This is a genomic window from Algoriphagus hitonicola (assembly GCF_900113375.1).
GTDB lineage: Bacteria > Bacteroidota > Bacteroidia > Cytophagales > Cyclobacteriaceae > Algoriphagus > Algoriphagus hitonicola.
Window position 1 is genome coordinate 200,531 of record NZ_FOPC01000006.1, and the last position, 26,339, is coordinate 226,869.

General features: G+C 41.8%; 25 protein-coding genes. 10 read left to right on the forward strand and 15 right to left on the reverse strand.

From position 1 onward, the window contains the following. Nucleotides 1–31: 31 nt before the first annotated feature. The 3 genes from BM043_RS10160 to BM043_RS10170 form a co-directional block, all read right to left on the reverse strand. Nucleotides 32–2,131 carry a helix-hairpin-helix domain-containing protein gene (locus BM043_RS10160; protein ID WP_092791279.1) on the reverse strand — a complete coding sequence of 700 codons (2,100 nt, stop codon included), beginning with the start codon at nucleotides 2,129–2,131 and terminating at the stop codon, nucleotides 32–34. Continuing rightward, entirely contained in the window at nucleotides 2,128–2,943 is an 816-nt protein-coding gene (locus BM043_RS10165; protein WP_092791281.1) for a PorV/PorQ family protein, read from the reverse strand. The genes BM043_RS10160 and BM043_RS10165 overlap by 4 nt, the downstream gene beginning before the upstream one ends. An 83-nt stretch (nucleotides 2,944–3,026) precedes the next feature. After that, entirely contained in the window at nucleotides 3,027–4,439 is a 1,413-nt protein-coding gene (locus BM043_RS10170) for a BamA/TamA family outer membrane protein (RefSeq protein WP_245753015.1), read from the reverse strand. Nucleotides 4,440–4,528: 89 nt separating this feature from the next. On the opposite strand from BM043_RS10170, the gene yidD reads away from it, so the two are divergent. Beyond that, on the forward strand, nucleotides 4,529–4,753 hold the full coding sequence (gene yidD / locus BM043_RS10175; RefSeq protein WP_092791283.1) for a membrane protein insertion efficiency factor YidD: 225 nt from the start codon (nucleotides 4,529–4,531) through the stop codon (nucleotides 4,751–4,753). Here yidD and BM043_RS10180 read toward each other — a convergent pair. Genes BM043_RS10180 through BM043_RS10200 form a run of 5 tightly spaced genes read right to left on the reverse strand, consistent with a single transcriptional unit; the run spans nucleotide 4,750 to nucleotide 9,962 of the window. After that, nucleotides 4,750–5,856, reverse strand: a complete 1,107-nt coding sequence (locus BM043_RS10180; RefSeq protein ID WP_092791284.1) for a prolipoprotein diacylglyceryl transferase — start codon at nucleotides 5,854–5,856, stop codon at nucleotides 4,750–4,752. The genes yidD and BM043_RS10180 overlap by 4 nt on opposite strands. Before the next feature lie 10 nt (nucleotides 5,857–5,866). Beyond that, nucleotides 5,867–7,696 (reverse strand): NAD(+) synthase, encoded by a 1,830-nt coding sequence (gene nadE, locus BM043_RS10185; protein ID WP_092791424.1) that lies wholly within the window; start codon nucleotides 7,694–7,696, stop codon nucleotides 5,867–5,869. A gap of 11 nt (nucleotides 7,697–7,707) precedes the next feature. Next, the gene (rnc, locus tag BM043_RS10190) at nucleotides 7,708–8,448 is read right to left on the reverse strand and encodes a ribonuclease III (protein ID WP_245753016.1); all 741 of its coding nucleotides are present in this window, start codon (nucleotides 8,446–8,448) and stop codon (nucleotides 7,708–7,710) included. Nucleotides 8,449–8,455: 7 nt separating this feature from the next. Then, nucleotides 8,456–9,706, reverse strand: a complete 1,251-nt coding sequence (gene fabF, locus BM043_RS10195; RefSeq protein ID WP_092791286.1) for a beta-ketoacyl-ACP synthase II — start codon at nucleotides 9,704–9,706, stop codon at nucleotides 8,456–8,458. 19 nt (nucleotides 9,707–9,725) lie between these two features. Then, the gene (locus tag BM043_RS10200) at nucleotides 9,726–9,962 is read right to left on the reverse strand and encodes an acyl carrier protein (RefSeq protein ID WP_092791287.1); all 237 of its coding nucleotides are present in this window, start codon (nucleotides 9,960–9,962) and stop codon (nucleotides 9,726–9,728) included. A gap of 151 nt (nucleotides 9,963–10,113) precedes the next feature. On the opposite strand from BM043_RS10200, the gene BM043_RS10205 reads away from it, so the two are divergent. The 6 genes from BM043_RS10205 to BM043_RS10230 all read left to right on the forward strand — a co-directional run bounded on the left by BM043_RS10205 (nucleotide 10,114) and on the right by BM043_RS10230 (nucleotide 16,807). After that, nucleotides 10,114–10,542: an IPExxxVDY family protein gene (locus tag BM043_RS10205; RefSeq protein WP_092791289.1), complete on the forward strand. Its 429-nt coding sequence runs from the start codon at nucleotides 10,114–10,116 to the stop codon at nucleotides 10,540–10,542. Between the two features lie 3 nt (nucleotides 10,543–10,545). Beyond that, nucleotides 10,546–11,970, forward strand: coding sequence for a pyruvate kinase (gene pyk, locus BM043_RS10210; protein ID WP_092791290.1), 1,425 nt, complete (start codon nucleotides 10,546–10,548; stop codon nucleotides 11,968–11,970). A gap of 256 nt (nucleotides 11,971–12,226) precedes the next feature. Next, nucleotides 12,227–14,533, forward strand: coding sequence for a fasciclin domain-containing protein (locus tag BM043_RS19365; protein WP_143189511.1), 2,307 nt, complete (start codon nucleotides 12,227–12,229; stop codon nucleotides 14,531–14,533). Nucleotides 14,534–14,668: 135 nt separating this feature from the next. After that, nucleotides 14,669–15,697, forward strand: coding sequence for a sensor histidine kinase (locus tag BM043_RS10220; RefSeq protein WP_092791292.1), 1,029 nt, complete (start codon nucleotides 14,669–14,671; stop codon nucleotides 15,695–15,697). Beyond that, the gene (locus tag BM043_RS10225; RefSeq protein ID WP_092791293.1) at nucleotides 15,672–16,442 is read left to right on the forward strand and encodes a LytR/AlgR family response regulator transcription factor; all 771 of its coding nucleotides are present in this window, start codon (nucleotides 15,672–15,674) and stop codon (nucleotides 16,440–16,442) included. Before BM043_RS10220 ends, BM043_RS10225 begins: the two co-directional genes overlap by 26 nt. 2 nt (nucleotides 16,443–16,444) lie before the next feature. Beyond that, the gene (locus BM043_RS10230; RefSeq protein WP_092791295.1) at nucleotides 16,445–16,807 is read left to right on the forward strand and encodes a hypothetical protein; all 363 of its coding nucleotides are present in this window, start codon (nucleotides 16,445–16,447) and stop codon (nucleotides 16,805–16,807) included. Here BM043_RS10230 and BM043_RS10235 read toward each other — a convergent pair whose 3' ends face one another. The 5 genes from BM043_RS10235 to BM043_RS10255 are packed head-to-tail and all read right to left on the reverse strand — an operon-like array spanning nucleotide 16,808 to nucleotide 20,561. After that, nucleotides 16,808–18,385 (reverse strand): NFACT RNA binding domain-containing protein, encoded by a 1,578-nt coding sequence (locus BM043_RS10235; protein WP_092791297.1) that lies wholly within the window; start codon nucleotides 18,383–18,385, stop codon nucleotides 16,808–16,810. After that, complete coding sequence (locus BM043_RS10240; protein ID WP_092791299.1) at nucleotides 18,385–19,149, reverse strand: MBL fold metallo-hydrolase; 765 nt, start codon at nucleotides 19,147–19,149, stop codon at nucleotides 18,385–18,387. Before BM043_RS10240 ends, BM043_RS10235 begins: the two co-directional genes overlap by 1 nt. Next, the gene (locus tag BM043_RS10245; RefSeq protein WP_092791302.1) at nucleotides 19,146–19,424 is read right to left on the reverse strand and encodes a hypothetical protein; all 279 of its coding nucleotides are present in this window, start codon (nucleotides 19,422–19,424) and stop codon (nucleotides 19,146–19,148) included. The genes BM043_RS10240 and BM043_RS10245 overlap by 4 nt, the downstream gene beginning before the upstream one ends. A 4-nt stretch (nucleotides 19,425–19,428) precedes the next feature. Next, nucleotides 19,429–19,809, reverse strand: coding sequence for a response regulator (locus BM043_RS10250; protein WP_092791304.1), 381 nt, complete (start codon nucleotides 19,807–19,809; stop codon nucleotides 19,429–19,431). After that, a complete protein-coding gene (locus tag BM043_RS10255; protein ID WP_092791306.1) occupies nucleotides 19,806–20,561 on the reverse strand; it encodes a response regulator in 756 nt (251 codons plus the stop codon). Before BM043_RS10255 ends, BM043_RS10250 begins: the two co-directional genes overlap by 4 nt. Nucleotides 20,562–20,605: 44 nt before the next feature. On the opposite strand from BM043_RS10255, the gene miaA reads away from it, so the two are divergent. Beyond that, nucleotides 20,606–21,514 (forward strand): tRNA (adenosine(37)-N6)-dimethylallyltransferase MiaA, encoded by a 909-nt coding sequence (gene miaA, locus BM043_RS10260; protein ID WP_092791428.1) that lies wholly within the window; start codon nucleotides 20,606–20,608, stop codon nucleotides 21,512–21,514. Here miaA and BM043_RS10265 read toward each other — a convergent pair. Both BM043_RS10265 and pfkA read right to left on the reverse strand, forming a co-directional pair. Next, the gene (locus tag BM043_RS10265) at nucleotides 21,502–21,837 is read right to left on the reverse strand and encodes a hypothetical protein (RefSeq protein ID WP_092791308.1); all 336 of its coding nucleotides are present in this window, start codon (nucleotides 21,835–21,837) and stop codon (nucleotides 21,502–21,504) included. The two genes, miaA and BM043_RS10265, sit on opposite strands and share 13 nt — an antisense overlap. 4 nt (nucleotides 21,838–21,841) lie before the next feature. Next, on the reverse strand, nucleotides 21,842–22,816 hold the full coding sequence (pfkA, locus tag BM043_RS10270; RefSeq protein WP_092791310.1) for a 6-phosphofructokinase: 975 nt from the start codon (nucleotides 22,814–22,816) through the stop codon (nucleotides 21,842–21,844). A gap of 358 nt (nucleotides 22,817–23,174) precedes the next feature. Between pfkA and BM043_RS10275 the strand changes: the two genes are divergently transcribed. After that, nucleotides 23,175–24,065: an aldo/keto reductase gene (locus BM043_RS10275; protein ID WP_092791312.1), complete on the forward strand. Its 891-nt coding sequence runs from the start codon at nucleotides 23,175–23,177 to the stop codon at nucleotides 24,063–24,065. A 73-nt stretch (nucleotides 24,066–24,138) separates the two neighbouring features. Beyond that, nucleotides 24,139–26,316 (forward strand): acylase, encoded by a 2,178-nt coding sequence (locus BM043_RS10280; RefSeq protein WP_092791314.1) that lies wholly within the window; start codon nucleotides 24,139–24,141, stop codon nucleotides 26,314–26,316. Nucleotides 26,317–26,339 lie beyond the last annotated feature (23 nt).

A 26,339-nucleotide genomic window follows, 5' to 3' on the forward strand; every position in this document is an offset into this window, starting at 1 on the left:
AACCCCTATATCGGATACCAATCATGGAAATTTATCGATTAAAAAGATATCTGATCATAAAGGTGGTTTCAGAAATGGTGTTTCCTTCGATCTGCTGAAGTCCGGAGCTGATTTCATTTCTGTCGGTGTAGGTGGTTTTGGCATATCTGAAGTAAAAGGTCAATTTTCTCCCTAAGTCAAATTCCCCCAATAGATAATAGCGCTGACCTTGTCCAAATAATGCGGGAATCGAGAATGTCCACAACACATTGTTTTCGAAAGCATATAATCGATTGTCGTATTCCAAGGCATCGAAGAGTGCATATCGTCCGGAGATCTTCCAGCGATTTCCAGCATATCTGATATCCTGATATATCAAAAAACCGTGGGTAGGGTCCTTGATTTGTTTGACTCTGCTCCAAAGAATTCGGGAGCGTATAAAAAGTTGAGGATTGACCTGATATTCCAGACCCCACATCCCGTTGATTCGGTCAATTGGCAGTGGAGTATAGGTCAGTTGTGGTTCACCTGAGTCGGTGAGATTTCGGTCTTTTTGCTCTTGTCTGATTTGGAGGTAAGTGGATAATTCCCTAAAAGGACTGAAGGTTACTCTGCTCAACCATTCAAATCCATTCGATGGGGCATAGACTCGGAACTTCAGCCAGGGAAATCGAAAAAAATCATAATAGGAATTGATTTTCCAATTTTTATGCGGTCGGATTTCAAGACCCAGATAAGTGCCTTGTTCATTTATCGGGCGGGTATTTTCCGAAAAGGCATTCCCATAAAAACTATGGAAATCCCGGTCGTATTTTCTCCATAAAACCGAAAGGTCGATTTTAGGATCCAGACTGGTCAGCATTCCCGCAAGAATCGCTTTTCCACCTGATTTAGAAATGGCAGATTCACTGAAAAAATTAATATTCTTCCAGTTCCAACTCCAGTAGATACTCCCCAACTGATTGGATTTTCCTGCAAATTCATATTGATTGTAGGGTCTGGGATCTCTTTGCCAAGTTGTTCCGAATTGCGTATGAAGAAAATTCAGTCCACTGTTCCATCTTCCATCACTTGAGGTATAATTCAAATTCGTTCCCAAGCTAAGCTCCCTTAATTGATTTTTAGTAGAAAGTTCACTGGCTGTACGATGCAGACCGCTTTGATTTAACGAACTGAATCGAGATGGTTCATTTTCGAGGCTATCCAATGCCTCATCAATTCGTCCGTCTCTTGGTGCATAAGAAAACATGACCGTGCTGTTCCATTTTCCCAGCTTTCGCGTAGCGGCTATTCCTCTGAAAAAACCAAACTCCAAAGCGGCGGTGTAAGGAATCAAACCAATACTACTTCTCCGAGCGGTGGGCACGGTTTCAACTCCTTTTCCTAAGGAATACCCCGCTCCGAAAACCAATCCTTGGCCAAAAGAGGCCTGATAATCTCCCAAGGTGATGGTTTTCCAATTTCCCACCTCATATCTGGTGAAGTGATAGGAAAAAAAATTAAATCCATATCTGGCGCTTTTTCTATCCCAAATAAACTGCTCTCCGGCATCCTTATCCAATGTAAAACCAAGACTAAAATCCCGGGGATGTTGGATTCTAAATCTCAAATAAAGATCATTTGGGTCACCCAAGTAGCGAGACGAAATCCGACCAGTTGAACTCGTATCCGCAGCAGTAAATCCTCTTCGAGTCTGCCAAACTCTACGACTTCTAAAGAGAAAATAAGCTTGTTCTTCTTCTTGAAGTCGCTGAAGAAAGGGGCGGGTTTTTCTACCGGTGGATTGAAGGGTGAAAAATGGGACTATTGATTCGATGAGTTCCATATCAAAACCGGGTATAGCTTGAAGTTCATATAGCGTAAGAAATGGACCGAATTTTTCTCGGTAATTGAGCAGGGAATTGATCTGATTCTGGTTGAGAAGGAAAAATTGCTGTAGTTCTTCGGCACTTGCTTGATTGAGGTCTAGCGGGTTGAGGTAAAGCTGGAGCAGCACCTCATAGATGCTTTCGTAATCCAGTTCTTCATCCTGCACGGGAAATAAGCGCTCAATTAATTCATCCAGATCAATGGACTGTCGAGGAGGATTTTGGGCTTTTGCCTGAAGCGCTAGAATTTCAAACGCGATAAAAAAAATCAAAACCTTGTTCATTGAAAAAGATAAGCTAGACTAAAATGATTGGTACTTCCTAAAGCGTGATTTCTACCTCTGCCGTAGTCAAATCTGAAAGATTGATACAGCAGACCAAAGCCAAAAAATAGTCGCGATGGATTGGAGTTGACTCCCAACCGAAGCTGAATCCATCGTTGAAGACTATATTCCAATCCAATTTTACTAACCGGATCCAACAGGATATCCTTTTCTATTTCTAAAATAATGCTCAAGTATTCGGAGGGAGTATAGCGGGCTCCCAGTTGTATCGCTGTAGGAAGTCGGCTTTCTGATACTTTTGAGATTTTGCTTCGAGTCAAATTGGAAAAATGAGCTCCTATAAAAAATTCCGGTGAAAGTTCTGCGATGCCACCCAGACTAATCACAGGTACACCACTACTTCCGAAGCCTTCGATTTGAGTTTGAAACCACTCCACTTTCGCGCCTAGAGAGGCTATTCCAAGGGTATTGGAAAAGCCCAAACCGATACTTTGTTGATTAAAAAGCGATCCTCCGAATCTTGAAATTGAGAACCCGAAAGTTCCAAGGCTTGATTTATTGACTGCGGCCAGACTGAAGGTGTTGAGTTCTTTTAGATTATAGCGCTGATCGTAGCCGACGGCGATTCCAGAGTTTTCCAAGCGATCGAGTCCTCCGATATTATTAAAAACCGTCCAAAGATCTAGGGTGTGGACACGTAGATTTCCCATCCCTTGACTTCTTGCCCCATGGACCTGCGTCAGTGGATCCGTTTGCGCCTGAAGCTGAAAAATCACTCCAAGACTGAGCCAATAAAAAATCAACTTTTTCATTTTCTCAGAAAAAATTACTCCTTAAGTTAAATAAAAAAATGTGGAGTCACCAAATTTTCAATTTGGTAATTCCTGATAATGAATCAGAAAGGAGCTCGAAGGTTGAAGAAAAAATTGGCTCCGCCGGAATTATTAAAGGAGTATTCAAATCGAAAAACGGAATCATAAAGTCCAACCATATCAATTCCCAATCCATAACCATACAGGTATCGGTTGGTTAAAGCGAGATTTTCGGGGAGGTAATTCCGGTCTTTGACATAGCCATGATCAAAATTTGCACTTAGGTAAAACTGAAAAGGAATGATACTGAATTCTTCCAAAGGGATGGTTTGGGATATATCAAACTCAAAATCAAGAAATTTCCATCGAAAACTGTTTTTATGAACATAAAGCTGCTGTCCTTCAATGACATTGAGCTCATATCCCCGGATAAAATTGGGTGAGTATCCAATTCCCCTTACCAAAGTATAGGGCTGTCGAGGACTCAAAAACCAGTTAGTAGTCAGACCTGAAGCAATGTGAAATTTTTCGTTCAGTTTGAAGTACTTGTTCGCGGTGAGGTTCAATTCAATTTCATCAATATCTTCTAAATTAAATAAACCGTATTTGGTAGCCGATATTTGCAGCAGCTCACCTTGTGTGGCATAGGCGATATTATCTCTTTTGTCATGCCTAAAGGAATAGGTTAACCAAAAATAACTAAGCTCAGTATTATCATGTTGAAAATAATCTGGGTTCTCAATCAGCACATCTGGATCTATCCACGTTTTATTGAATCCAACATTGACTAGGTGAAAATTGTAAAATGTCCTTCTGAAGGTATAACGTAAGGCTGCTGCAAGATTCTTCCGCAGGACGTCCTCTGTTTCATTCGAATAAAAAACCTGACGGTTATTGGCGGATCGAATGGGAATTGTTTTCTGATCAAAAAATGTCACCTGAGCTGCTAATCCGTGTTTTTGTTTTTTGTCGATGTAGGGTTTGCTGTACAGTACATCAAGTGCTTTGGTAAATCCCAACTGCCCTGCAAATTTTAATTTTTCATTTCTTCCACCCACATTGGCGTGAGAGATTCGGGCTCCGTAATTGACCCGGGAAAAATCCCGCTGTTGATTGGTCCACCACTCAGAGAAGTTTCGGTCAGCTAAAGCAAAAATGATTGAAGGCACCACGTACCATCGCTCCTTTACTGCAATCAAAACTTCTACTTCATCAGTTCCAGTCAAAAGCGGGGTGATTTCCACCGTAGTAAATAGCCGGAGATTGTAGATTTTTTGGCGATCCGATTGGATAATCTGTAAAAAAGTATCCCAATCATAATAGAAGTCTGTAGTAAAATCGAGTTCTCGGAGAATGATATCCTTTTGGGTTTTTTCATTTCCGATAATAAAAATATTATTGACCTTTATGCTGTCAGGCGTATCCAGTTTCATCGGGGCATAACTAGTATCTTGTCCCAGTACTTGCTGGGAAAAACCGACCCAAATGAGTCCCAAAATAAATATATGTTTGATCCTGACTTTCAATTGGAATTTTGTCTCAAATCCTTTGGTTTATTTCTTGAGTGTCATTAGTCAAAAACGGTATGTTTAAATCCTTTTTTAGAAAATTAGCCATCTTTCCGATTTTGGTTTATCAATACACCATTTCACCACTTTTTCCATCTACTTGTCGCTATACGCCTACTTGTAGCCAATATACGAAGGAAGCCATTCAAAAGTATGGACCTATCAAAGGTGGATGGTTGGGGATCAAGCGAATTGCGAGTTGTCATCCTTGGGGTGGTCACGGTCACGATCCTGTTCCTTAAACGTTTTGGGGAGGTTTCAACCCGGATTTCAAAGCTCTGACTACCAGAAATACCCCTCCGATGACTAAGGGTATACTCAAGATCTGTCCCATATTATAAGTCATCGTCTCTTCAAATTCTACCTGATTTTCTTTGAGAAATTCCCAAATAAAGCGCATTCCAAAGACCGAAATCAGGAAAATACCCAAAAGTAATCCCTCTGGAACGCGATCTTTATATTTCAACCAGATTGCCAACAAAATCAGGAAAATCGCAAAATAGGAGAGTGACTCATAGATCTGTGTGGGGTATTTAGCTCGACCAAAAGTCTCTACTGTAGCAATGAATTTATCGGATTGTTCCTCAAGAGTCAATCTCAACTCGGACTCAGGTTCTTCTGCAAAGTACGTTTTGGTGGAGTTAAATTGGGTCAGCGCGTATTTGATATCACTTCGAAGCGTGGATTCTAAGGTTTCTTCGGTAAAGTTACCTTTGGAAATTTGAAGTTCTATATTGACAGGTACGATTCCATTTCCCTGAAGTTCTTCAGTGCGATCTTCCGGTTTGTACGCTTCGATGGATTCAAGTGGCACCTTGAGTGACTGCAAGACCTCCTCTGCAGAATAGGCATACACAAAACCAGAATCTGTCCCGGTGTCTTTTCCTCCGATTTCTGAGTTCATCAAGTTACCCAATCTAATCAAGGCTCCTGTCAGAGCAGTGACAATGACGATCCGATCTACGACCCAAAGGTAGCTCTGCCCGGGTGTGCGTTTGGCATAGAGCCACAAAGCAAATAAAATTGCGATAGCCGCTCCGTGTGAGGCTAGACCACCTTCCCAGACTTTTAGAATGTCGATGGGATTGCTGAGATAGCGCTCCGGTTCATAGAATAACACGTGTCCCAATCGGGCTCCGATGATCGTGGACAAAACCATGTATATGGTCAATTTGTCCACCAATTCCTCTTTTTGACCTTCTTTTCGGAAAAAATAAACCATAATCTGCTGGGAAATAATAAATCCCAAGGCAAACAATAAACTGTACCATCTCAATCGATCAAAGCCGGAAAATACTGCAGGATTTGGGTCCCACACGACATAATTCAAAAAAGAATCAATCATAATTTATGCGTCAAATTTGTTCTAGTTGTGCTAATTCCTCTGAAAATCCCCCGGAAAGAATGGGGAAACGACACCAGGTTTTCGGGTCTACGTTAAATTGATCCAAGTGGAAGGCTGGCGCATATCGCTCGCGTTTCCATTGGTTTCGAGCCCAAAGTTGAAAGAATTTTTTGATATACCCTTTCAATAATTGCTTTTCTATGTCCATCTCATCGCTTAGAATTATAAAAATATCCAAAGGAGAACGTCTGTCCCGAATTGCGAGCTTTTCGATTTCTAAAATCAAATCATAAGGCATTAAATCCTTCTCATCGGTTTGCGACCGCTCCTGAGGTCTTAGCTCTGCGGATGGCTGCAATGAGTTGACCCATGAGAGGCCTGGTCGATTCAGATTTTTCTCTGCCCATCTGAGCCAGTTTAAAATAAAAAACTTATCCACCCCTGCGATAGGAGAAATACTTCCGCTCGTATCTCCGTCCATGGTAGCATAGCCTACATCTCCTTCGCTTCGATTGGAAGTAGAGAGCAGTAGGGCATTATTGAGGTTTGCCAGCATCCAAATAATAGGGGAGCGGGAGCGGGCCTGAATGTTTTGCAAGGTAATATCGTCCTGCTCCCAAGTCAATTCCCTTCCCATTACTTTTTCAATCTTTTGGATGTAGGAATCCACTTCCTCATCTATGGTCCAATGGTGAAATTTTGCACCTAGACTTTCAGCCAGCATTTTGGCACTTTCAAACGTTTCCTGAGAAGAATTTTTGGTTCCTTGATAGGCCGTGGTCAACAGCTTATTGACCAGCTTCTTTTCATTTTGATGCTCAGAAGAAATAGTTAGCCTTCGGCAAAATTCATCCAAGCCCAATTCCTCGAGTCCTCTACGGACCATCTCAGCGACCAAAACCGCAATGGTGGAAGAATCCGCCCCTCCAGAAAGCGACAAGACGAATCCCCCGCTTTTGCTTTTGCGCAGGTAATCGTAAAGCCCTAACGAAGATGCTTGAACAAACTCCCATTCTTTTTCTAGCGTAGGAGCGATAGATTGCTCTTGGGGCGAAAGTTCAAAGTCGATGACTTGAAAATGTTGAAAAGAGAGCAGTTGATTTCGGCTTAGGATATTCCCTTTATTTGCTAGGACGCATTCACCGTCAAAAATCATCCGGCCCGCTTCATTTCCCAAAAGGTTGACATAGCAATAATAGCAGTCAAAAGTCTTGCTGCTGAATTCGATAAGTTCTCGACGTTCTTGGGTTTTGCCCATAGCAAAATGGCTTGCACTCGGGCAAAAAATCAAGTCTATTCCTCGTTTTTGAAGTCTATAGCCGGGCCTGCTTGTTCCTCTCCAGGCATCTTCGCAGATTTCAAAGCCGTATCTGATTGTTTTGTGGGTTAAAATCTGATCTCCAAAAGGTACTTTTTCTCCGAAAAAATCAAAATCAATCAAGCGATTGGCTTCCCAAGGGGTAAACCAGCGAAATTCATAATGAACTCCATCGAGGGCCATAAATTGCTTCGGTACAAATCCTATTAATTTCCCGTCTTCGATTATGGCCATGGTATTGTACACCTGGTTTTCGAGACGAACCGGCACCCCAACTGCCACCGTGATATCTTCGCAGTGAGGGACGAGTGCCTTTACTTGCTCCAGGGCTTTTTTAGGAAACCATATGCTCAGGAATAGATCTTCTGATCCATATCCAGTAATCGCCAATTCGGGTAAGCAAAGAATTTCGACTTGTCGTGAACGGGCTTCTTGGATGGCTAGGATTATCCGTGAAAGATTTCCTTCCCAGTCTAGGGGTGTTTGATTTACAGGAGCGCCGGCAATTTTAATAGCAGCCATCATTTTTTTTATTAGGTCGGGATATTTAAATGGATGCAGGCATTGCTGGAAGCTTCCTGCTCAGCTTTTTTCTTGGTTGGGCCTTTGCCTTGCGCTAATTCTACCCCATCCACTTCCAGAGCAACAACAAATTCCTTGAAACGTTGGTTGCCACTGACCTGTAATACTTTGTATTCAACCTGTTTGTTTTCTCGCTGAGACCATTCAATGATTTTTGACTTATAATTGGTGGTTGCAGCAATCATTTCATCCAAATCAAAGTGCAGGAGTATTCGTTTGAGAATGAATTTCTTGGTAAACGTGTACCCTTTATCTAGGTAAACTGCCCCGATAAATGCCTCTAGAATATCTCCGTAGAGTGATTTGTGCCCATGAAAATTTCGTTCTCCAATTACTTGATCGAGCACATTTCGAAGCCCGATTTTTATTCCTGCTTCATTGAGGCTTTCCCGGTTGACGAGTTTGGAGCGAGATTCGGTTAAAAAGCCTTCATCTCGAAAGGGATACTTTTGGAAAAGATGCTCGGCGATTACCGTTCCAAGCACCGCATCTCCCAAAAACTCCAATCGTTCGTTGGACATTTTGAATCCCTTGGAGTTTTCCTCGCCCAAGCCGGCAGGGGTGAGGGCAAGTTTGTAAAGGGAAATGTTAAAAGGCTTGCTACCCGTCATCATCTTGATGGAGGCAGCAAGCCTTTTTTCATAATTACTCAGGAATAGATTTTGAAATCCTAGTTTCTGAAAGAGTTTCAAACCCTGATCAGTTATATTTTTTGAAAATGAGGGAGCAGTTATGTCCACCAAATCCAAAGGTATTACTTAGCGCATAGTTTATATCGCGGGACTGCGCCTGATTGAATGTCAGATTCAATTTAGGATCAATCACTTCATCATCGGTAAAATGATTGATCGTCGGCGGAACCAAGCTGTTTTGTATAGCGAGAATACATGCGATAGCCTCAATAGCTCCCGTAGCTCCCAGCAAGTGACCGGTCATAGACTTGGTGCTGCTGATATTGAGATTGTAGGCATGATCACCGAATACGTTTTGAATCGCTTTGATTTCAGACAAATCACCCAATGGTGTCGAAGTACCGTGAACATTGATGTAATCGATAACATTCGGAGAAAGGTTGGCATCGCTTAGTGCTTCTGTCATCACGCTGCTCGCTCCAAGTCCTTCAGGATGTGGAGCGGTAATGTGATTCGCATCGGCTGACATACCGCCACCCACGATTTCTGCATATATTTTAGCTCCACGAGCTAGTGCATGCTCATATTCTTCCAAAATCAACGCACCGGCACCTTCACCAAGTACGAATCCGTCTCGATCTTTGTCAAAAGGGCGAGAAGCCGTAGCTGGAGAGTCATTTCGTTGAGAAAGTGCCTTCATGGCATTGAAACCACCAACTCCTGCTTCGGTAACCGTTGCCTCAGAACCCCCGCTGATGAAAATGTCAGCTTTGCCTAATCGGATGTAATTAAATGCATCGATCAGGGCATTGGTTGCAGAAGCGCATGCTGATACCGTACAGAAATTTGGGCCTCTAAATCCATATTTGATGGAAATAAACCCAGCACTGATATCAGCAATCATTTTAGGGATAAAGAACGGATTGAATCGTGGGACACCATCGCCTTTTGCAAAATCGGTGACTTCATCCTGAAACGTCCGTAATCCACCTATACCGGATCCCCAAATCACACCAGCACGGGCTTTGTTGATTTTTTCAAGATCCAGACCTGAATCTGTCATGGCCTCATCCACAGAGATCATGGCGTATTGGGTGAACGGATCCATCTTTCTTGCTTCTTTTCGATCAATAAACTGCTCGACATCAAGATTTTTGACCTCGCAGGCAAATTGAGTTTTGAATTTTGAAGCGTCGAATTTTGTGATTGGTGCAGCACCACTTACACCCGTAGCCAAACCTCTCCAGAATTCATCTGCAGTATTGCCTATGGGCGTAAGGGCACCTATACCAGTTACAACAACTCTTTTTAAATTCATAGAATGAATTTAGGGGTTATTATTTTACGTTAGCCTCAAGATAGGAAACGGCCTGTCCAACCGTACCGATTTGCTCAGCCTGATCATCTGGGATGGAGATGTTGAATTCTTTTTCGAATTCCATGATTAGTTCTACAGTATCCAAAGAATCAGCTCCCAAATCATTGGTAAAGCTTGCCTCTAGGGTTACTTCAGACTCTTCAACGCCCAGTTTGTCAACGATGATGGCTTTTACTTTTTGTGCAATTTCAGACATTTTGTGATCAGTTTAGTTAATAACACTCCGCAAAGAAATATATTTAATAGCTAATTGACAAAGAAATGGCAGAAGTAAATTTTTGAGCACTTGTTCTTTTCGTTGAGTTGAATTTTTATTTCTACCTTTGTTTTGCTCCATATCCGGCTCCATGAAGAAGGTAAAACTACAGATTGACCATACCTATGATTTCGAAATTTTAGGCCTCGTGTCTCCGGTTAAGGATTATAAAATGGCTTGGCTGGTCAATCGCGAATTAGATTTGGATTTGATGAAAACCGATGATCTGGAAATTGAGTTTGTTTCGGATCCATTGATGAAAATTTCTCAATATTTCCTTTCTTTACCACATGGATATGTCCAATTGCTGAAAAACAAGGCGGTCAATTCCACCCATCAGGTCGCTTATTTAATCCCCGAGCTGAAATACATGGATTATTTTCTATTAGTTCAGGACGGTACCTTTCAAATCAATATAAATACATTTGTTTCCAAATTGGCAAAAGTACCTTTTATCCAAAATGTCATGAAGCTGGATGTCACCAAACTAAAATCAAAAGAAAACCTATTAACCTATTAATCAATGAGTCATTTTAATAAAACCAAAATACTGGCCACTATAGGACCTGCTTCCAATAATTACGAGACGATCAAAAGTCTTGCAGCTGCAGGTGCGAATGTGTTTAGACTGAATTTTTCTCATGGCACCCATGATATTCATCGGGAAGTGGTTCAGATCATCCGAAGAATAAATAAAGAATTGGACATCAATCTGGGAATTCTTCAAGATCTTCAGGGGCCAAAAATCAGGGTAGGAGAAGTAGAAAATAATGGTGTGGAAATTAATCCCGGAGACCAAATCACCATCACCAATGATCCTGTGGTCGGTACCAAATCCTTGGTCAGCACCGTTTACCAAAATCTCCCCAATGATGTGGTCGAAGGTGATCGGATTTTGATTGATGATGGTAATCTCGAATTGGTGGTGAATTCCACCGATGGAAAAAATGTAAACTGCACGGTAATTCATGGGGGAATTCTAAAATCCCGAAAAGGAATTAACCTGCCCAATACGAAGGTTTCTGCTCCCTCTCTTACGGAAAAAGATTTGGAAGATTTAGAATTTGGATTGGAACAGGATGTAGACTGGATTGCGCTTTCATTCGTTCGCTCAGCCGATGATATTCACGACTTGAGAAACCGAATCCAGCAGGCTGGTAAATCGTGTAAAATTGTTGCGAAAATCGAAAAGCCTGAGGCGTTGGAAAATATCGATGCGATCATCGAAGCGACTGATGCGATCATGGTTGCCCGTGGAGATTTGGGAGTGGAAGTTCCCATGGAAATTGTCCCACTTTGGCAAAAACGGATGGTCGCAAAATGCAAGTTAGCCTGCAAGCCAGTAATCATCGCAACTCAGATGATGGAAAGTATGATCGTCAATCCAAGACCCACCCGTGCAGAAACCAATGATGTGGGAAATGCCGTGTTGGACGGTGCGGATGCCGTTATGCTTTCTGCGGAAACCGCATCGGGAAATTATCCCGTGCATGCGGTAAAGGCTATGAGTAGCATTATTAGGTACTTGGAAGAAAACGCTGATATCTATCATAATCTTTATAAAATCAATGAATCTGAGGACACATTTTTAAGTAATAATTTAATCCTGATGGCTGCTCGACTTTCTAGAAATGTCAAGGCGAAAGCTATCGTGGGAATTACCTCCTCAGGTTTTACCGGTTTTAGGATTGCCTCTCATCGTCCCAAGGCGAGTATATTTTTGTTTACCCGAAATGACAAGTTGATCACCCAAATGTCTTTGGTTTGGGGGATTCGTGCTTATCATTACTCCAGTCAAGTGTCTACAGACGCTACCTTTGAGGATATAGAAAAAACCTTGAAAAAAGATGGTCATGTCAATTCAGGAGATATTATCATAAATACCGCAAGTATGCCACTCAAGGCGAAAGGAAGAACCAACATGCTGAAAATTCATATGGTGAATTAAGCATGACTAAAAACTTGAAAAAAAAGGCCCTGATTTTGGGTCTTTTTTTTTGCCTGGCAAGGAATGGCCTAGAATACCTCGAATACTCTGATTTTCAGGATCAGAGTTGATCAAATTATCCTGTCATTCATACTCGATCAATTGCAATACAACTACTGAATCCGACCGTTCAACCTTAAAAAACAACAGTTCAACAATTTAAATTAATCAAATGGTCTTGGTATTGGTTTAGACATCAAACTAACCAAAATAAGCTATGACCAAAATTTTCAAGTACTTGCTTATCGGGACCTTTTTTGTTTCACTCTTTGCCTGTGAAAACGAGGATTATCAAGGACCGATACCTTACCCCACTTTAATGGAAGCAGCAGAGGATGCTGGACTTACCACTTTAGTCACTGCAGTTCGTTCTATCCCAGGATTGGAAGCGACACTTCAGGACCAAAATGAAATTACTGTTTTCGCACCGACCAATGAAGCATTTGCCAATGCACTAGTTGCATTTGATGCCGGTGACTTGGATGAATTGGTGGAAAATATCGGTGGTCCTATGAATTTGGAAACCGTTTTGGGATTTCACGTAGTACCCACTGTTATTTTTTCAGAACAACTCGACGAAACAAATGTGGTAACAACTTTATCAGGTCAGCAACTTACTGTTAATCGTGCACCTGGTGTGGTTACTGTGATCGATGCCACAGGTGCTACTGCTACAGTAGTGCAAGCAGATGTGGAAATCGAAAATGGCGTGGTACATGTGATCGACCGGGTATTGATCCCATCTATCGAGCTACCTAGTCCTAATTTGGTAGAAGCTGCTACCGAAGCTGGCTTGACAACTTTACTCGAAGCGGTAACTGCGGTTGACGGATTGGCGGACAATCTTCTTGCTGCTGGTGAGATTACGGTATTCGCTCCTACCAATGAAGCTTTTGCAGCAGCATTGGAAGTTTTTGGTGCGGCAGATTTGAATGAATTAATGCTGAAAATCGGTGGTATTGAAAACCTGGAGCGTGTGCTTGGATTCCATGTAGTTCCAGCCGTAGCTTTTTCCTCAGATTTAGAAGCAAGTAATACTTTTACGACACTTGCTGGACAGGATATAGTTGTTGAAGTTGCCGGTGGAGAAGTAACAGTAACAGATCAATTGGGCCGAACTGCTCGAGTGGTTGCAGCTGATGTAGAAATCGCCAACGGTGTAGTTCACGTTATTGATGGTGTGATGTTGCCGGACTTGATGCTTCCGAATGTGGTAGAAGCGGCAACTGGTGCTGGTTTGACCACTTTAATTGATGCAGTAACTGCTGCAGATTTAGGAGATGCTCTATTGAATGCAGATGCCATCACCGTTTTTGCTCCGACCAATGAGGCCTTTGGTGCTGCTTTAGAAGCATTCAATGCTGATAACCTAGATCAATTAGTCGCTCGAATCGGAGGTGTCGAAAATCTTCAGACTGTACTTGGTTTCCATGTCGTACCGGCTGTTGCATTTTCTTCTGATCTGGAAGCTACCAATACATTTACAACCTTAGCTGGTCAGGAATTGACCGTAGAAGCTGGTGACAGTGGCGTGACAGTAACAGATGCCTTAGGAAATACCTCTAATGTAGTTACAGCTGATGTAGCGATCGAAAATGGAGTGGTTCATGTGATTGATGGAGTTTTACTTCCTGAATTTACCTTGCCAAATGTAGTAGAAGCTGCTACTGCAGCCAACTTGACTGTTCTGCTTGATGCGGTTACCGCAGCAGGATTAGGTCAGACCCTTTTGGATGCCGAAGAAATCACTGTTTTCGCGCCAACCAATCAGGCTTTTGTAGATCTGTTGGGAGCTTTGAGTCTAAATTCTCTTGAGGAATTGATTGATGCAGTGGGCGTAGAAGAGTTAGTTCGAATTCTAGGTTTTCATGTGGTACCTGCTACTGCTTTTTCTTTTGACCTTGCTGATGGCGAGCAGACCGTACCGACTTTGGCAGATGAAGAATTAACCGTAACTCGATCAGGTGGCGCTGTTACAGTGACTGACGCAAGAGGAAATACATTTGATGTCGTGGCTGCTGATGTGGCTATCGATAACGGCGTGGTTCACGTGATCGACGGAGTACTATTGCCATCTGAGGATTTACCAAATGTAGTAGAAGCTGCCACAGATGCTGGTCTTACAGTATTGCTTGATGCAGTCACTGAAGCCGGTCTAGGTCAGACACTTTTGGACGCGGAAGCAATCACTGTATTTGCGCCAACCAATCAAGCTTTTGTGGACTTGCTTAATGAACTTAGTTTAGGTTCATTGGACGAGCTAGTTGACGCGATTGGAATTGAAGGATTGCAGAAAGTATTAGGATTTCATGTCGTTCCTTCTGTTGCTTTTGCTGCTGATCTTCAGGAAGGTGAGCAAATGGTGCCTACGCTTGCTGACGAAATGTTAACTGTAACTAGAACTGGTAACTCGGTAACCGTTACGGATGCTGAGGGCAACGTTTATAATGTCGTGACAGCTGACGTGGCTATTGAAAACGGGGTAGTCCATGTGATTGATGGAGTACTTTTACCAACACTTTAAAAATGTCATAGTGATTTAACTACCACTTTCAAGGGAGGGCAAGTTCTCTCCCTTGAATTTTATTCATTTTTTAGGGCGGCAAAGTAACGCAAATGGCATAACTATCATCTATCAGTGTAGCAAGTTTCGTAGCGAATGTTTGGGCATAGATATAAGTTTTTGTTTCCTGGATTGCTGGGGCTTTATTCATTTTTCAATATTCTGATATTGGATGGAGATCGGTTATTTCAGGCCTCTTTACCAGAGAGTCAGCTCTTTGTTCTGATTATTATTCTATCTTACGGAATCTGGATGATCAATTGGGCGATAGAATTATTGCTTATAAAAAACTTCCCAAAAACACACCCTCTTGTAGTGCAGTTTATCGCTAGTGCAGCTGCAATGGCTATGTTGGCCCAGTTATCAATGGGGCTAAGCGGAGTGTTGTTTGGTGGGCCATTTGGTTTGAGTTCAAAAAATTTCCTGTTGACTTTTGGGTTTCTTTCCCGATTAAATCTGTTTCTCAACTGCCTAAATGCCATTTATTTTTTCAGCCAAAAATTAAATGAAAAGCAACTTGAAACCGAAAAACTGAAGCTTTTGGGAGCTGAAGCAAAATTGGAGTCCATCAATTCCCAATTAAACCCCCATTTCTTTTTCAATAATTTGAGTGCTCTATCGGTTTTGATTCATCAAAATGTCGATCAAGCAGATCAATATCTTCAAAAACTCAGTTTAATTTATCGCTATATCCTCAATAATAAGATCAATGAATTGGTGAGTTTGGAGGAGGAGCTTTCCTTTTTGCAAAACTATCTGGATTTGCTTCAAATCAGATTTCAGGATTCGTTGAGTTTTTCCATGTCTATTGATCAAGCGGTGCGAACAAAAATGATTCCTCCGGCAGTTCTTCAGATTTTGGTCGAAAACGTGGTCAAGCATAATTTCTTTACGTTGAAAAATCCCCTTCAAATTCAAATTCAAGCGGCTCAGAATACCTTGTCGGTAAAGAACAATATTCAACCCAAAAAACCTATCGAAGGCTCCACGGGAATTGGTCTTCAAAACATTTCAGACCGCTATAAGTTTTTGAATCAGTCTATTATAATCCATTCGCAAGGTGGTGTTTTTGAAGTTGTATTACCGTTAATTGATGGACATGAAACTACTGTTAGTCGAGGATGAGCTGTTGGCAAGACAAAGAATCGATTCGATCATCTCGAAGTATTCAGCAGATTGGGTGATATCAGAATATGTGCAAAGCGTCACGGAATTCAAATCCGCCTTAGCGCATGTTCAGGATTTTGACTTGATTCTATGCGATATTCATTTGGCTGATGGATTGAGCTTTCGAGCCTTACAAGAGGTCGAGCTTTTCATTCCCATCGTGTTTATCACGGCCTATGACCAATATGCATTGGAAGCTTTTGATCACAACTGCATTGATTATGTATTGAAACCGATACAGGAAGACCGATTGATCAAAGCGCTGGACAAAGCAAGTAAGTTTAGTGGGAAAGTTCAGAAAAATTCAACTCCACCTGAATTTTTTGGAGAATTGTTGAGATACTATTTGCCAAAAACGTACAAGAAGCGATTTTTGACTAAAGTCGGTAGTAAATTTGTTTTTGTTCCGGTAGAAAAAGTCGCTTATTTTTATTCTGAGGAAGGAATCACCTATCTGGTCGAAAGTGATTCATCCATGCGGTATATTGTGGATCATTCCTTGACCGAATTACACCAAGAACTCCTAGATCCTTTGAAATTCTATCGCATCAATCGCTCTATGATCATTAATTTGGACGGGCTGATCGAAATCAAACCTTATCAAAATGGGAGATTGGCACTTTTACTAAATGTCAAATCTGAGGAATTGGTAGTGGTGGCTAGGGAAAAAGTCACTGAATTTAAAAACTGGATCAATCAATAAAAATGCTTCGTTTTTTCCTTTTGCAATGCTTGTTTATAAGCGCCTTTGCTTCAGTTTCCTTTGGACAAACTGCTGATTTAGATTCACTTAAACAAACAATTCTTCAATTCGACGAGGATTTGTATCAAGTCGAACTCAATCTTCATCAATCTCAAAAGCAACTTAAAACAGGAATTTTTATAGCCACTGTCGGCTACACGGTCACGATTGTAGGAGGACAACTTTTGGGAAGAAATCCATCCTTAGGAGAGACCTTGCTGTACGCAGGCGGAGCAACTGGAATTGTAGGCACTTTTGTACTCGTAGATGGATTTAAAAAAATATCCTTGAGAAAACCAAGTCGGCGATTGCTGGGAACTCCCTAGTCAATTTGCACTGATCTGTTCATCGGGCCCCATCGGTGCTACCATCAGGACAGATTCCCGATCGACCATGACAGAGCCAGGAGCGCTTCCTTTTACTTTCCGAACATATTTTGCCTCCGTGTAGATGATCGGTGCCAAGCTTTCAGTTTTAAATTTAGAATAGTAAGCAGCTAACGACGCAGCTCGCTCCAAAACAGGATCAGGAATGACCTGATTTCCTTTTTTTCGGATGATCACATGAGAACCTGCAACTTGTCTAGCATGGAGCCAAAGGTCATCTTTGTGAATAAAATTACGAAGCATTTCGTCATTGTCCTTTGCAGACTTACCTACCCAAACCGAAAAACCCTCAATTTCAAATTGTTTAAAAGGCAATCCCTCAGGAGCTTTTTGAAGGACTTTGTCTGACTGATGCTCTTTCTTGAATTTTTTCAAATCTCTAAAACCAGTCATTTCTTGCAGTTCCAAAAGAATGGCTTCTAGGTCTTCTAGTTGGCTTTTTTTAGCGGAAATGGTATTTTCTAACTGCTGGATTTCCAATTGCCTGTTTTTACTTTTCCGATACAGTTGAGCAGCCAGTTCCTGAGGTTTTTGATTGGGTTTTAAAGCTACTTTAATCTGCTCATTCGAGTAGAAATTGAATAATTCGGCTGCCTTGACTCCATTTTGAAATTCGTGTAAATTGGCCATGATCACATCCGCAAGTTGAGATGGAGGAGGACTCTGGATCAAATCCTCTAGTTTCTGACTGGATTTTTGGATGTAATTTTTCGCTTTTTTGAATTGGTCCTCATAAGTTTTGGACAAGGATTTTTTCTCCTTTTCAAAACTTCCAACTACCAAGGCCCTGTGAAATAATTCATTTAATGCCTCAATCGGGTCTGCAAAAGTTTGAATCACCTGTGAATCGGGCAGAAGAGTCAGGTAAACATCAGAATCTCGCTGCGCAATAGAATAGAGCGGCGTGTCCAACATATCCATTACTTCTTGCATAAGTTCCCACTTGGATTCGAGATCGGCTTGGATATAGCCTTTTTCCTTCAGCCATTCCCGGGGGACTTTGCCCAATGTAGGAAGAAACTGAGAAGCATTTCCCTCGAGTTCTAAAAACAGGTTTTTGCTCAGGTCAAAAGATTTTTCCAGCGCTGTCCAATCCAGCGTTTTATCCTCTTTCAATTCATTCCTGAAAACGTAAAGGGGGGTGGTTTCGCCTTTTTGATAAAATAAAATATTACTTCGATTTCCGTGCAGTTTAAAGAGCAGCTGATCACCGGAGAAAAAATGGATAAAAAATGCCCGCTCAAAATTTAGGACTTGAACGCTTTTTATTTTCTGCCCGATCAATTCGGGAAAGAGGTCGATACTGTTTCGCTTGGCACGTTGGAATCGTTCTGGAAAGCTATAAAATACCTGAGGGGCTAAAAGATGCGCCCGAATAAATCGACATTCATCTTGCTTTTCAAGTGCTATGATTAGCTCATCTTTATTCTGGGAAAAACATGCCGTGACTGAATACCCCAAAAGCACATCACTCAATCGGGGACAGAGGAAAGTAAGAAAATGAAAATTTAGATGCATTACGGCAAAGATAACTCAAGCCCGTCATACGCCAGAAAAATGCCTTTGGGAAGTTCTTCTTCGACTTCCTGATGTCTGCCTAATCTATGAGAAATATGCGTGAAATAGGTTTTCTCTGCGCCCAAAGTCTTAGCCATATCCACAGCCTCATCTAAAGTGAAGTGGGAGATATGGGAGGTTTTTTGTAGGGCGTTGAGCACGACGATTTCAGATCCTCGGACCAAATCGATGGTGGAGTCAGGAATATGATTGGCGTCTGTTATGTAACTAAAATCCCCGATTCTAAAACCGAGTACGGGAAGCTTGTAATGGAGAATAGGAAGCGGTGTGAATTGGATTCCTTCGATGTGGAATGGTTGTTCGTCGATCTCAACCGGCTCTACTTGGGGTACTCCCGGGTATTTTTGACTGGCAAAAATGTAGGAAAATTCCCGCTTGATTTGCTCGAGAACCTGTTTTCTTCCAAAAACCGGCATGTCCTTTTTCTGCATGAAATTAAAAGGGCGGATATCATCCAAACCTGCCGTATGATCCTTGTGCTCATGGGTATAGACGATGGCATCTACTTTTTTGATCGAATTCTGAAGCATCTGAGCTCTGAAATCCGGTCCTGTATCGATTACGACACTCAGATCTCCTATTTGCAGATGGACTGAAGATCGAAGTCTTTTATTTCTAAAATCCAGTGATTTACATACCTCACAGTCACAACCGATCACCGGAACACCTTGAGAAGTACCTGTACCTAGAAAAGTGATTTTCAAAATTTAAGTTGAGTTTGTTTCAGTTCTTTTAAAAACTCCTGATCGGATTTTTTCTCAAAATCCTGCGGGTTAAATTGGAGCTCATTCAAAATGTCGATCAAGGCATTGATTTTTCCTTCGAGTGGAAAATACTTATTGACAATGACAATTTTGGTTTCGTTCAAAACACAATAGCCGGACTTAAAATTCCCCTTTTCATAGCGTAGGATATATTCTGAAGCTGCGAATAGATTTTCGAGCTTATCCAAAAAATGCTTGGTGAATCGGATCGCCATATCCTTACAAACTCAGATGCTTTTTTACGGTGGCTAGAACCTTGTCAAAATCCAGGGGTTTCTGAATGAATTCGTCAAATCCTGCCTTCCTAAAATCATCTAGGGTATAGTTATGGATGTTTCCAGAAATGGCAATAATAGGAATTTTAGATTTTCGCTCATCTTCTAGAGCCCGGATGGCCTTGGTACACTGTATACCATCCAAAACCGGCATATTAATATCCATTAGAATGAGGTCGAAATCTTCCTTTTCCATAAGGTCGAGGACTTGTTTCCCGTTCCTTGCTGCTGTCATTTTATAATTTTCAAATGCAAGGACATTTTTCGTTAAATTGATGATGACTGATGAATCTTCACCAACCAGGATTTTTTTAGCTTCACTCATGGTATAAAATTAATTTCTTCCTTTATAAAATCTCGAAAAATCTGAATTTCATTTTCAAGATTCTCCAATTTTTTTGACAATGAATGGATGGCTTTCTCCTTGCTGAGTTTCTCAATTTCTAAGGCTTGGGCAAAAATCCGGTTTGCTCCTAAGGTACCTGAATTTCCCTTGATAATGTGAATAGTATTCGAAAAACCATCCAAATCCTTATTTTCTTGCTTTACTTTGGCCTGTTGGATCAATGTATCGCATTCTTTTAAAAAATCCTCAAAAACCGACTTGATGATTCTAGGACTATTGTATTTCATGAGTTGATTTACAATATTGATATCCAGTATTTTATCTGGGTTTTCTTCAATGGATTTAGGAATACTATTTTCAGGTGAATCACCTTCAATTAACCGCTCCAAAATCTGGAGAAATTCTCGTGGTCGAATCGGCTTGGTAATAAATTCGTCAAATCCTTGCTTCAAAAATGATTCGCGATCTCCGTCATCCGCATAGGCCGTAATCGCCACGATCGGAGGAGTATGTCCATTAAGGGTTCTGATTTCCCTCATAGCTGAAATGCCATCCAATTCAGGCATCTGAATGTCCATCAGAATCAAATCAAAATGGGCTTCCGTTGCCTTAATTACTGCCTGTCGACCATTGATGACACTTTCGAAGCTCCATACCTGACCTACTAAATTCTCAAAGAGTTTTCGATTCAGATCATTATCTTCTACGATCAGGACTCTTTTGGTTTTCATAGCTTAACTTTGGACTTTTGAACTCCAGATCAAAAAATCATCTCTTGACCCAGACTTCATTTCTCATTTTGGTAGTTGGTCCCACTGCTGTGGGAAAAACAGATTTATGTCTAAATCTAGCCAAAAAATTCGATACCGAAATTTTATCAAGTGATAGTCGGCAATTTTATCGGGAGATGGAAATCGGGACAGCCAAACCCAGCCCTGAAATTTTAAATCAGGTGCCCCATCATTTTATCAACTCACTTTCGATTTGGGAAGATTATGATGTTAAAAGATTTGAACAGGATGCGTTAAAACTACTTGATCAGCTGTTTGACAAAAAGAAGGTGGTGATCATGACCGGGGGGTCGGGATTATTTGCAGATGCCATTACGGAGGGCTTGGACGAAATACCGGAAATCCCCAAAGAATTTAGAGAGGAAGTAATCCGAGATTTTGAACAGAAAGGATTGGAGTTTTTGCAAGAAGAACTAGCCCGATTAGACCCGAAGTATTTTGCTCAAGTGGACCAAAAAAATCCTCAGAGACTCATGCGGGGAATAGAAGTGGTCAGAGCGACAGAAAAACCTTTTTCGAGTTTTCGACAGAAAGCTAAAGTTAACCGACCTTTTCAAACCATTAAGATCGGATTGTATCGGGATCGTGCTGAACTTTACCAGCGAATAGACCAGCGAATGGACGAAATGCTCAATCAAGGTCTTGCTGATGAAGCCAGAAACCTTTTTCCCTTTAAGCATCTGAACGCACTTCAAACCGTGGGATATCAAGAAATCTTCGGATATCTGGAAGGAAATTATTCCTGGGATGAGGCAGTCCGGTTATTGAAAAGAAATTCTCGTCGCTATGCCAAGCGCCAATTGACCTGGTTCAGAAAAGATCCTGAAATTCAATGGTTTATTCCAGAACAGGAAGCCGAAATCGAGGAATTTATCGCAGCTCAGATTTTCTGAAACCCAGCGATTTTGGCCACCCAGTTATAAGGAGCTTTTTTAATCAGTTGATTGTAGTGTAATCGGTTGATCTGCAATTCACGGATAACTTTTAGGCATTCTTCTTTTTGGCTTTTTTTCAGCTCTGCTGTTTTTATTTTTTGAAGGATGATCTCTGGGTCTGTAATTTCTCCGGCTACCAAGCCAAGTTGCGGAATAGCCAAACTCAAATTTGCAATCAGTTCTCGCTGGAGATTATGCCGTTTTTGAAGGGAGTTTTTTACAGTCAGAAAAAAGAGGAGGCAAGCGCCTCCTACGGTCAGAAATAAGGGGATAAAGCCCATGTGATTAAATACTTAAAATGTCGATAAGTTTGAGATGATCTTCGATCAAGGGTTTGGTTTTTCCGATACAATCCGTAAATGGGGTATACACCACTTCTTGATTCATCACTCCGGCCATGCAGGAGGATTTCCCGATAAGAAGTCCTTCTACTGCAGCCATTCCACACCTACTGGCTAAAACACGATCTCTGGCCGTAGGGTTTCCTCCTCGTTGAATATGTCCTAAAGTAGTTACTTTAAACTCTTTACTTTCGTCCTTGATCTTAGATTTAATCTTAGCCATAATTTCTTCCGCATTTCCTTCATCATCACCTTCGGCTACAACGATGATGCTGGAAGATTTGGATTTACGAAGGTTTTTGAGGGATTTGACCACGGCATCCAGATCGGTAGCGGTCTCTGGCACCATGACAAACTCAGCTCCACCACCGATACCCGATTCCACCGCCAAAAATCCCGCATCTCTTCCCATCACTTCTATAAAAAATATTCGATCATGAGCGGCTGCAGTATCCCGGATTTTATCGATCGCCTCCAGAGCCGTATTGACTGCAGTATCAAACCCTATGGTGTAATCGGTTCCATAAATATCATTGTCTATAGTTCCGGGACAGCCGACTACAGGGATACCAAATTCCTCATTAAAAATTTTTGCTCCCGTAAAAGTTCCGTCACCACCGATGGCAATCAATCCCTCAATCCCTAAGGCTTTTAAGTTTTCAAATGCTTTTTTTCTTCCTTCTGGAGTTTTAAATTTTTCGGATCGGGCAGATTTTAAGATTGTACCACCCCGCTGTACAATATTACTGACGGAGTAAGAATGCATACGTTTGATTTCTCCGTCAATCATTCCTTCATATCCCCGGTATATTCCATATACTTCCAGTCCTTTAAAAATCGCCGTTCGGACTACTGCCCGAACGCAAGCATTCATTCCTGGACTATCACCGCCGGAGGTAAAAACAGCAATTTTTTTCATCTGTTTATAATTTGTTTTTAGAGGTCAGATGGAATCTCGCACATTTTACAATCATTCCCCTGTGTGTCGCTTGCGTCGTGCTCGATTTCATGTGTCTATCATTGAATTTTAAAGGTCTCATAGCCTGTCCCGTCCCGATTTATCGGGTTACGGCAGAATCTCGCAGGGTAGCCCCGATAGATCGGGACATACCAGTGTGTGACTTTTTAGTCATGCTCGATTTCATATCTATAGGTTTTTAAGCACCCAAAAATAGGGATTAAACAAGGAATGCCGTAGTTTCTTGATTGAATTAACTGTAAAATTTCTGTATTGATCTGTTAATATAAAATTCGAGTTTTAATCTACTGAATATCAAATGAATACCCGAACTTTAAAAAAATCTGGATTTGAAGTTTCCGAAATTTCCTTGGGATGTATGTCTCTTCCTTCGGAAAAAATCAAGGCCGAAAAAATTATTAAAACCGCCTTGGAAGGTGGAATAAAGTTATTCGATACAGCTGACTTGTATCAAAAAGGGCAAAATGAATCGCTGCTTGGAGAAATTCTGAAATCTTCCCGGAAAGAATTGATTTTGGCCACCAAAGTGGGAAACCAATGGCGTTCGGATGGAAGTGGCTGGGATTGGAATCCTAGAAAAGAATATATTCTTAGAGCTGTGGAGGAAAGCTTAACACGACTAAAAACCGACTACATTGATCTGTACCAGCTTCACGGTGGTACGATGGATGATCCTTGGGAAGAGAAGCTTGAGGCATTTGAACTATTGAAAAGTCAAGGAAAAATCCGAGCCTATGGGATTTCCTCCATTCGGCCCAATGTCATCCGAAAAGTTATGACTTCTTATCCCCCCGCTACTGTAATGATGCAATACAGTCCACTGGACCGGAGGCCTGAGGAAATGGTTTTTCCGGCTTTGGAGCAATCCGATACGCGGGTATTGGTTCGGGGCGCTTTTGCCAAAGGTTTTTTACTAGATAAACCAGCTTCAGCGTATTTGGGATACAATCCTAATCAAGTAGCTAAATTTCAACAGGCCATCCAACAAACAGGGCTAAGACCGGAAGCGGTATTGATTGCTTTTGGACTTGTTCAGCCGGCAGTAGCGTCTCTAGTGATCGGGGCAAGTTCGCCGGAGCAGGTCAGCAAAATCATTCGCGGCTGGAAGGAAAGTAAGGGTATTGACGAAAATTTGATCAAGAATTTAAGGAGAAAATTACCCACTAATCACTATCAATCGCATCGTTGAATAATGTTTTTGCCCCTGCAGTTTAATTCTTGTATTTTTCTGCTCGAAGATCACCCAAAAGAAATATAACCCTATGAGAAAGATTAAATTATGGCTCCTCCTGTGCGGATGGAGCTTTTTGGCGATGGCCTGTCAAAAATCAGAAATCCAAGCTTGGGAAGAACAGGCCAAACAGGTAGAGATTATAAGAGATGACTTTGGTGTACCACATATTTATGGCAAAACTGATGCGGACGCGGTATTTGGACTACTCTATGCCCAGTGCGAGGATGATTTTAGGAGAGTAGAACGAAATTACATTTGGGCTATCGGTAGATTGGCTGAGTTGGAAGGGGAGGGGGCTATTTACTCTGACCTGAGAGCAAAAATGTACATGACTGAGGAGGAAGCCAAGGAAGCGTATGAGTCGGCGCCCGATTGGCTGAGGGAGCTTTGTCAGGCCTTTGCCGATGGGGTGAATTATTACCTGCATACCCATCCTGAAGTCGAGCCAAAGGTCATTACCCGATATGAGCCTTGGTTTCCTATGTACTTTTTTGAAGGGTCAATCGGAGGAGATATCGAGCGGATATCTACGAGAAGGATTCAGGCTTTTTATGAAAATGAAGAGGCTTTGGCTTTAAGTAAGTATGGAGATGGACTTCATCATCCTGATCCTTATGAGGAGCCAAAGGGCTCTAATGGTATTGTGGTTTCTGGAGAATTGACCGAATCGGGAAATGCTATGCTATTGATCAATCCGCATACCTCCTTTTATTTCAGACCGGAAGTGCATGTGGTCAGTGAGGAGGGGTTGAATGCTTACGGTGCCGTGACTTGGGGTCAGTTCTTCGTTTATCAAGGGTTCAATGAAAAAACAGGGTGGATTCATACTTCAACCTTTGTCGATTTCATTGATGAATTTGAAGAGGAAATTGTCCAGGAAGGAAATAAACTTCATTATCGATATGGGGATGAGGTTCGCTCGGTTGATAGTGTAAAAGTAAGTTTGGATTACTTGGTTGGAGATAGTTTGCAGTCTCAGGATTTTACATTTTACCGAACCCATCATGGACCGATTACGCATAAAATCGACGATAAATGGGTCGCCACCAAAATCAACTGGGATCCGGTCAATGCCCTAATTCAGAGCTTTACAAGGACTAAACTTGCTAATTATGAAGAGTTTAGAGAAATGATGGATATCCGAACCAATTCCTCTAACAACACTGTTTTTGCAGATTCGGAAGGAAATATTGGCTATTTCCACGGAAATTTTATTCCAAAGCGAAGTCCAGACTTTGATTTTTCCCGTCCCGTCGATGGATCTGATCCCAATACTGACTGGCAGGGTTTGCACACCGTGGATGAAAGTATCACGATTCTCAATCCGGCAACCGGGTGGATTCAAAACTGTAACTCGACTCCGTTTACTGCGGCAGGTCCCTACAGCCCTAAACGAGAAGATTACCCTCCTTACATGGCTCCAGATCAGGAAAACTTCAGGGGAATCCATGCTGTTGTGTTATTGGAAAATGCCAAAAATCTGACTTTGGATTCCTTTCGGGAATTGGCCTATGATCCATTTATTCCGGCATTTGCGCGATTGATTCCCGCGCTGATCACAGCCCATCAAAAGCAAGGAGGTAATCCGGAAACCCAGAAAGCGATTGCAATTTTGAGCGATTGGGATTTCCGCACCGGAAAAGAATCTGTTGCGACAAGTCTAGCGCATTTTTATGCCAACAATTACCAACGAGAATTCAGAGATTTGAACCAGTTGACGGAGAATGAAAAATTGGAAGCTCACTCAGACCCCCAAGTGCAAAAAAATATGGTTGCTGTGCTTGAGGAAACCCTCCGTCAAATGGAGGAGGATTTTGGAACATGGGACACGCCTTGGGGCGAAATCAACCGCTTCCAGAGGTTATCGGGCGATATTGATTTGAAGTACGATGACGATCAACCGTATATCCCTGTGGGAATGGCCTCAGGACGCTGGGGAGCTTTGGCTTCTTTTGGAGCTTCGACCAAGGAAGGAACCAAACGATTGTATGGAAGCTCGGGCAATAGCTTTGTGGCAGTGGTGGAGTTTGGAGAGAAGGTTCGAGCCAAAAGTATTTTGGCAGGCGGTCAAAATTCCGATCCTAAATCTCCTCATTTCTTAGATCAAGCCCAACGCTATGCCGATGGGGATTTTAAGGATGTCGCTTTTTATTCTGAGGATGTTCAGAAGCGGGCGAAGGAAAAATATCATCCGGGGAAAAGATAGCAATTCTGCATCCAAAGCGGGAA

Excerpts from the sequence above, each read along its gene's own strand:
- BM043_RS10275 (WP_092791312.1), top strand. The coding sequence starts at position 23,175 with ATGAATACCCGAACTTTAAAAAAATCTGGATTTGAAGTTTCCGAAATT.
- BM043_RS10280 (WP_092791314.1), top strand. The coding sequence starts at position 24,139 with ATGAGAAAGATTAAATTATGGCTCCTCCTGTGCGGATGGAGCTTTTTG.
- BM043_RS10235 (WP_092791297.1), bottom strand. The coding sequence starts at position 18,385 with ATGCATCTAAATTTTCATTTTCTTACTTTCCTCTGTCCCCGATTGAGT.
- BM043_RS10225 (WP_092791293.1), top strand. The coding sequence starts at position 15,672 with ATGAAACTACTGTTAGTCGAGGATGAGCTGTTGGCAAGACAAAGAATC.
- BM043_RS10160 (WP_092791279.1), bottom strand. The coding sequence starts at position 2,131 with ATGAACAAGGTTTTGATTTTTTTTATCGCGTTTGAAATTCTAGCGCTT.
- BM043_RS10200 (WP_092791287.1), bottom strand. The coding sequence starts at position 9,962 with ATGTCTGAAATTGCACAAAAAGTAAAAGCCATCATCGTTGACAAACTG.
- fabF (WP_092791286.1), bottom strand. The coding sequence starts at position 9,706 with ATGAATTTAAAAAGAGTTGTTGTAACTGGTATAGGTGCCCTTACGCCC.
- BM043_RS10250 (WP_092791304.1), bottom strand. The coding sequence starts at position 19,809 with ATGAGTGAAGCTAAAAAAATCCTGGTTGGTGAAGATTCATCAGTCATC.
- yidD (WP_092791283.1), top strand. The coding sequence starts at position 4,529 with ATGTTTAAATCCTTTTTTAGAAAATTAGCCATCTTTCCGATTTTGGTT.
- pfkA (WP_092791310.1), bottom strand. The coding sequence starts at position 22,816 with ATGAAAAAAATTGCTGTTTTTACCTCCGGCGGTGATAGTCCAGGAATG.
- BM043_RS10220 (WP_092791292.1), top strand. The coding sequence starts at position 14,669 with ATGTTTGGGCATAGATATAAGTTTTTGTTTCCTGGATTGCTGGGGCTT.
- pyk (WP_092791290.1), top strand. The coding sequence starts at position 10,546 with ATGAGTCATTTTAATAAAACCAAAATACTGGCCACTATAGGACCTGCT.
- BM043_RS10165 (WP_092791281.1), bottom strand. The coding sequence starts at position 2,943 with ATGAAAAAGTTGATTTTTTATTGGCTCAGTCTTGGAGTGATTTTTCAG.
- BM043_RS10255 (WP_092791306.1), bottom strand. The coding sequence starts at position 20,561 with ATGAAAACCAAAAGAGTCCTGATCGTAGAAGATAATGATCTGAATCGA.
- nadE (WP_092791424.1), bottom strand. The coding sequence starts at position 7,696 with ATGGCTGCTATTAAAATTGCCGGCGCTCCTGTAAATCAAACACCCCTA.
- BM043_RS10230 (WP_092791295.1), top strand. The coding sequence starts at position 16,445 with ATGCTTCGTTTTTTCCTTTTGCAATGCTTGTTTATAAGCGCCTTTGCT.
- BM043_RS19365 (WP_143189511.1), top strand. The coding sequence starts at position 12,227 with ATGACCAAAATTTTCAAGTACTTGCTTATCGGGACCTTTTTTGTTTCA.
- BM043_RS10180 (WP_092791284.1), bottom strand. The coding sequence starts at position 5,856 with ATGATTGATTCTTTTTTGAATTATGTCGTGTGGGACCCAAATCCTGCA.
- BM043_RS10205 (WP_092791289.1), top strand. The coding sequence starts at position 10,114 with ATGAAGAAGGTAAAACTACAGATTGACCATACCTATGATTTCGAAATT.
- BM043_RS10245 (WP_092791302.1), bottom strand. The coding sequence starts at position 19,424 with ATGGCGATCCGATTCACCAAGCATTTTTTGGATAAGCTCGAAAATCTA.
- BM043_RS10265 (WP_092791308.1), bottom strand. The coding sequence starts at position 21,837 with ATGGGCTTTATCCCCTTATTTCTGACCGTAGGAGGCGCTTGCCTCCTC.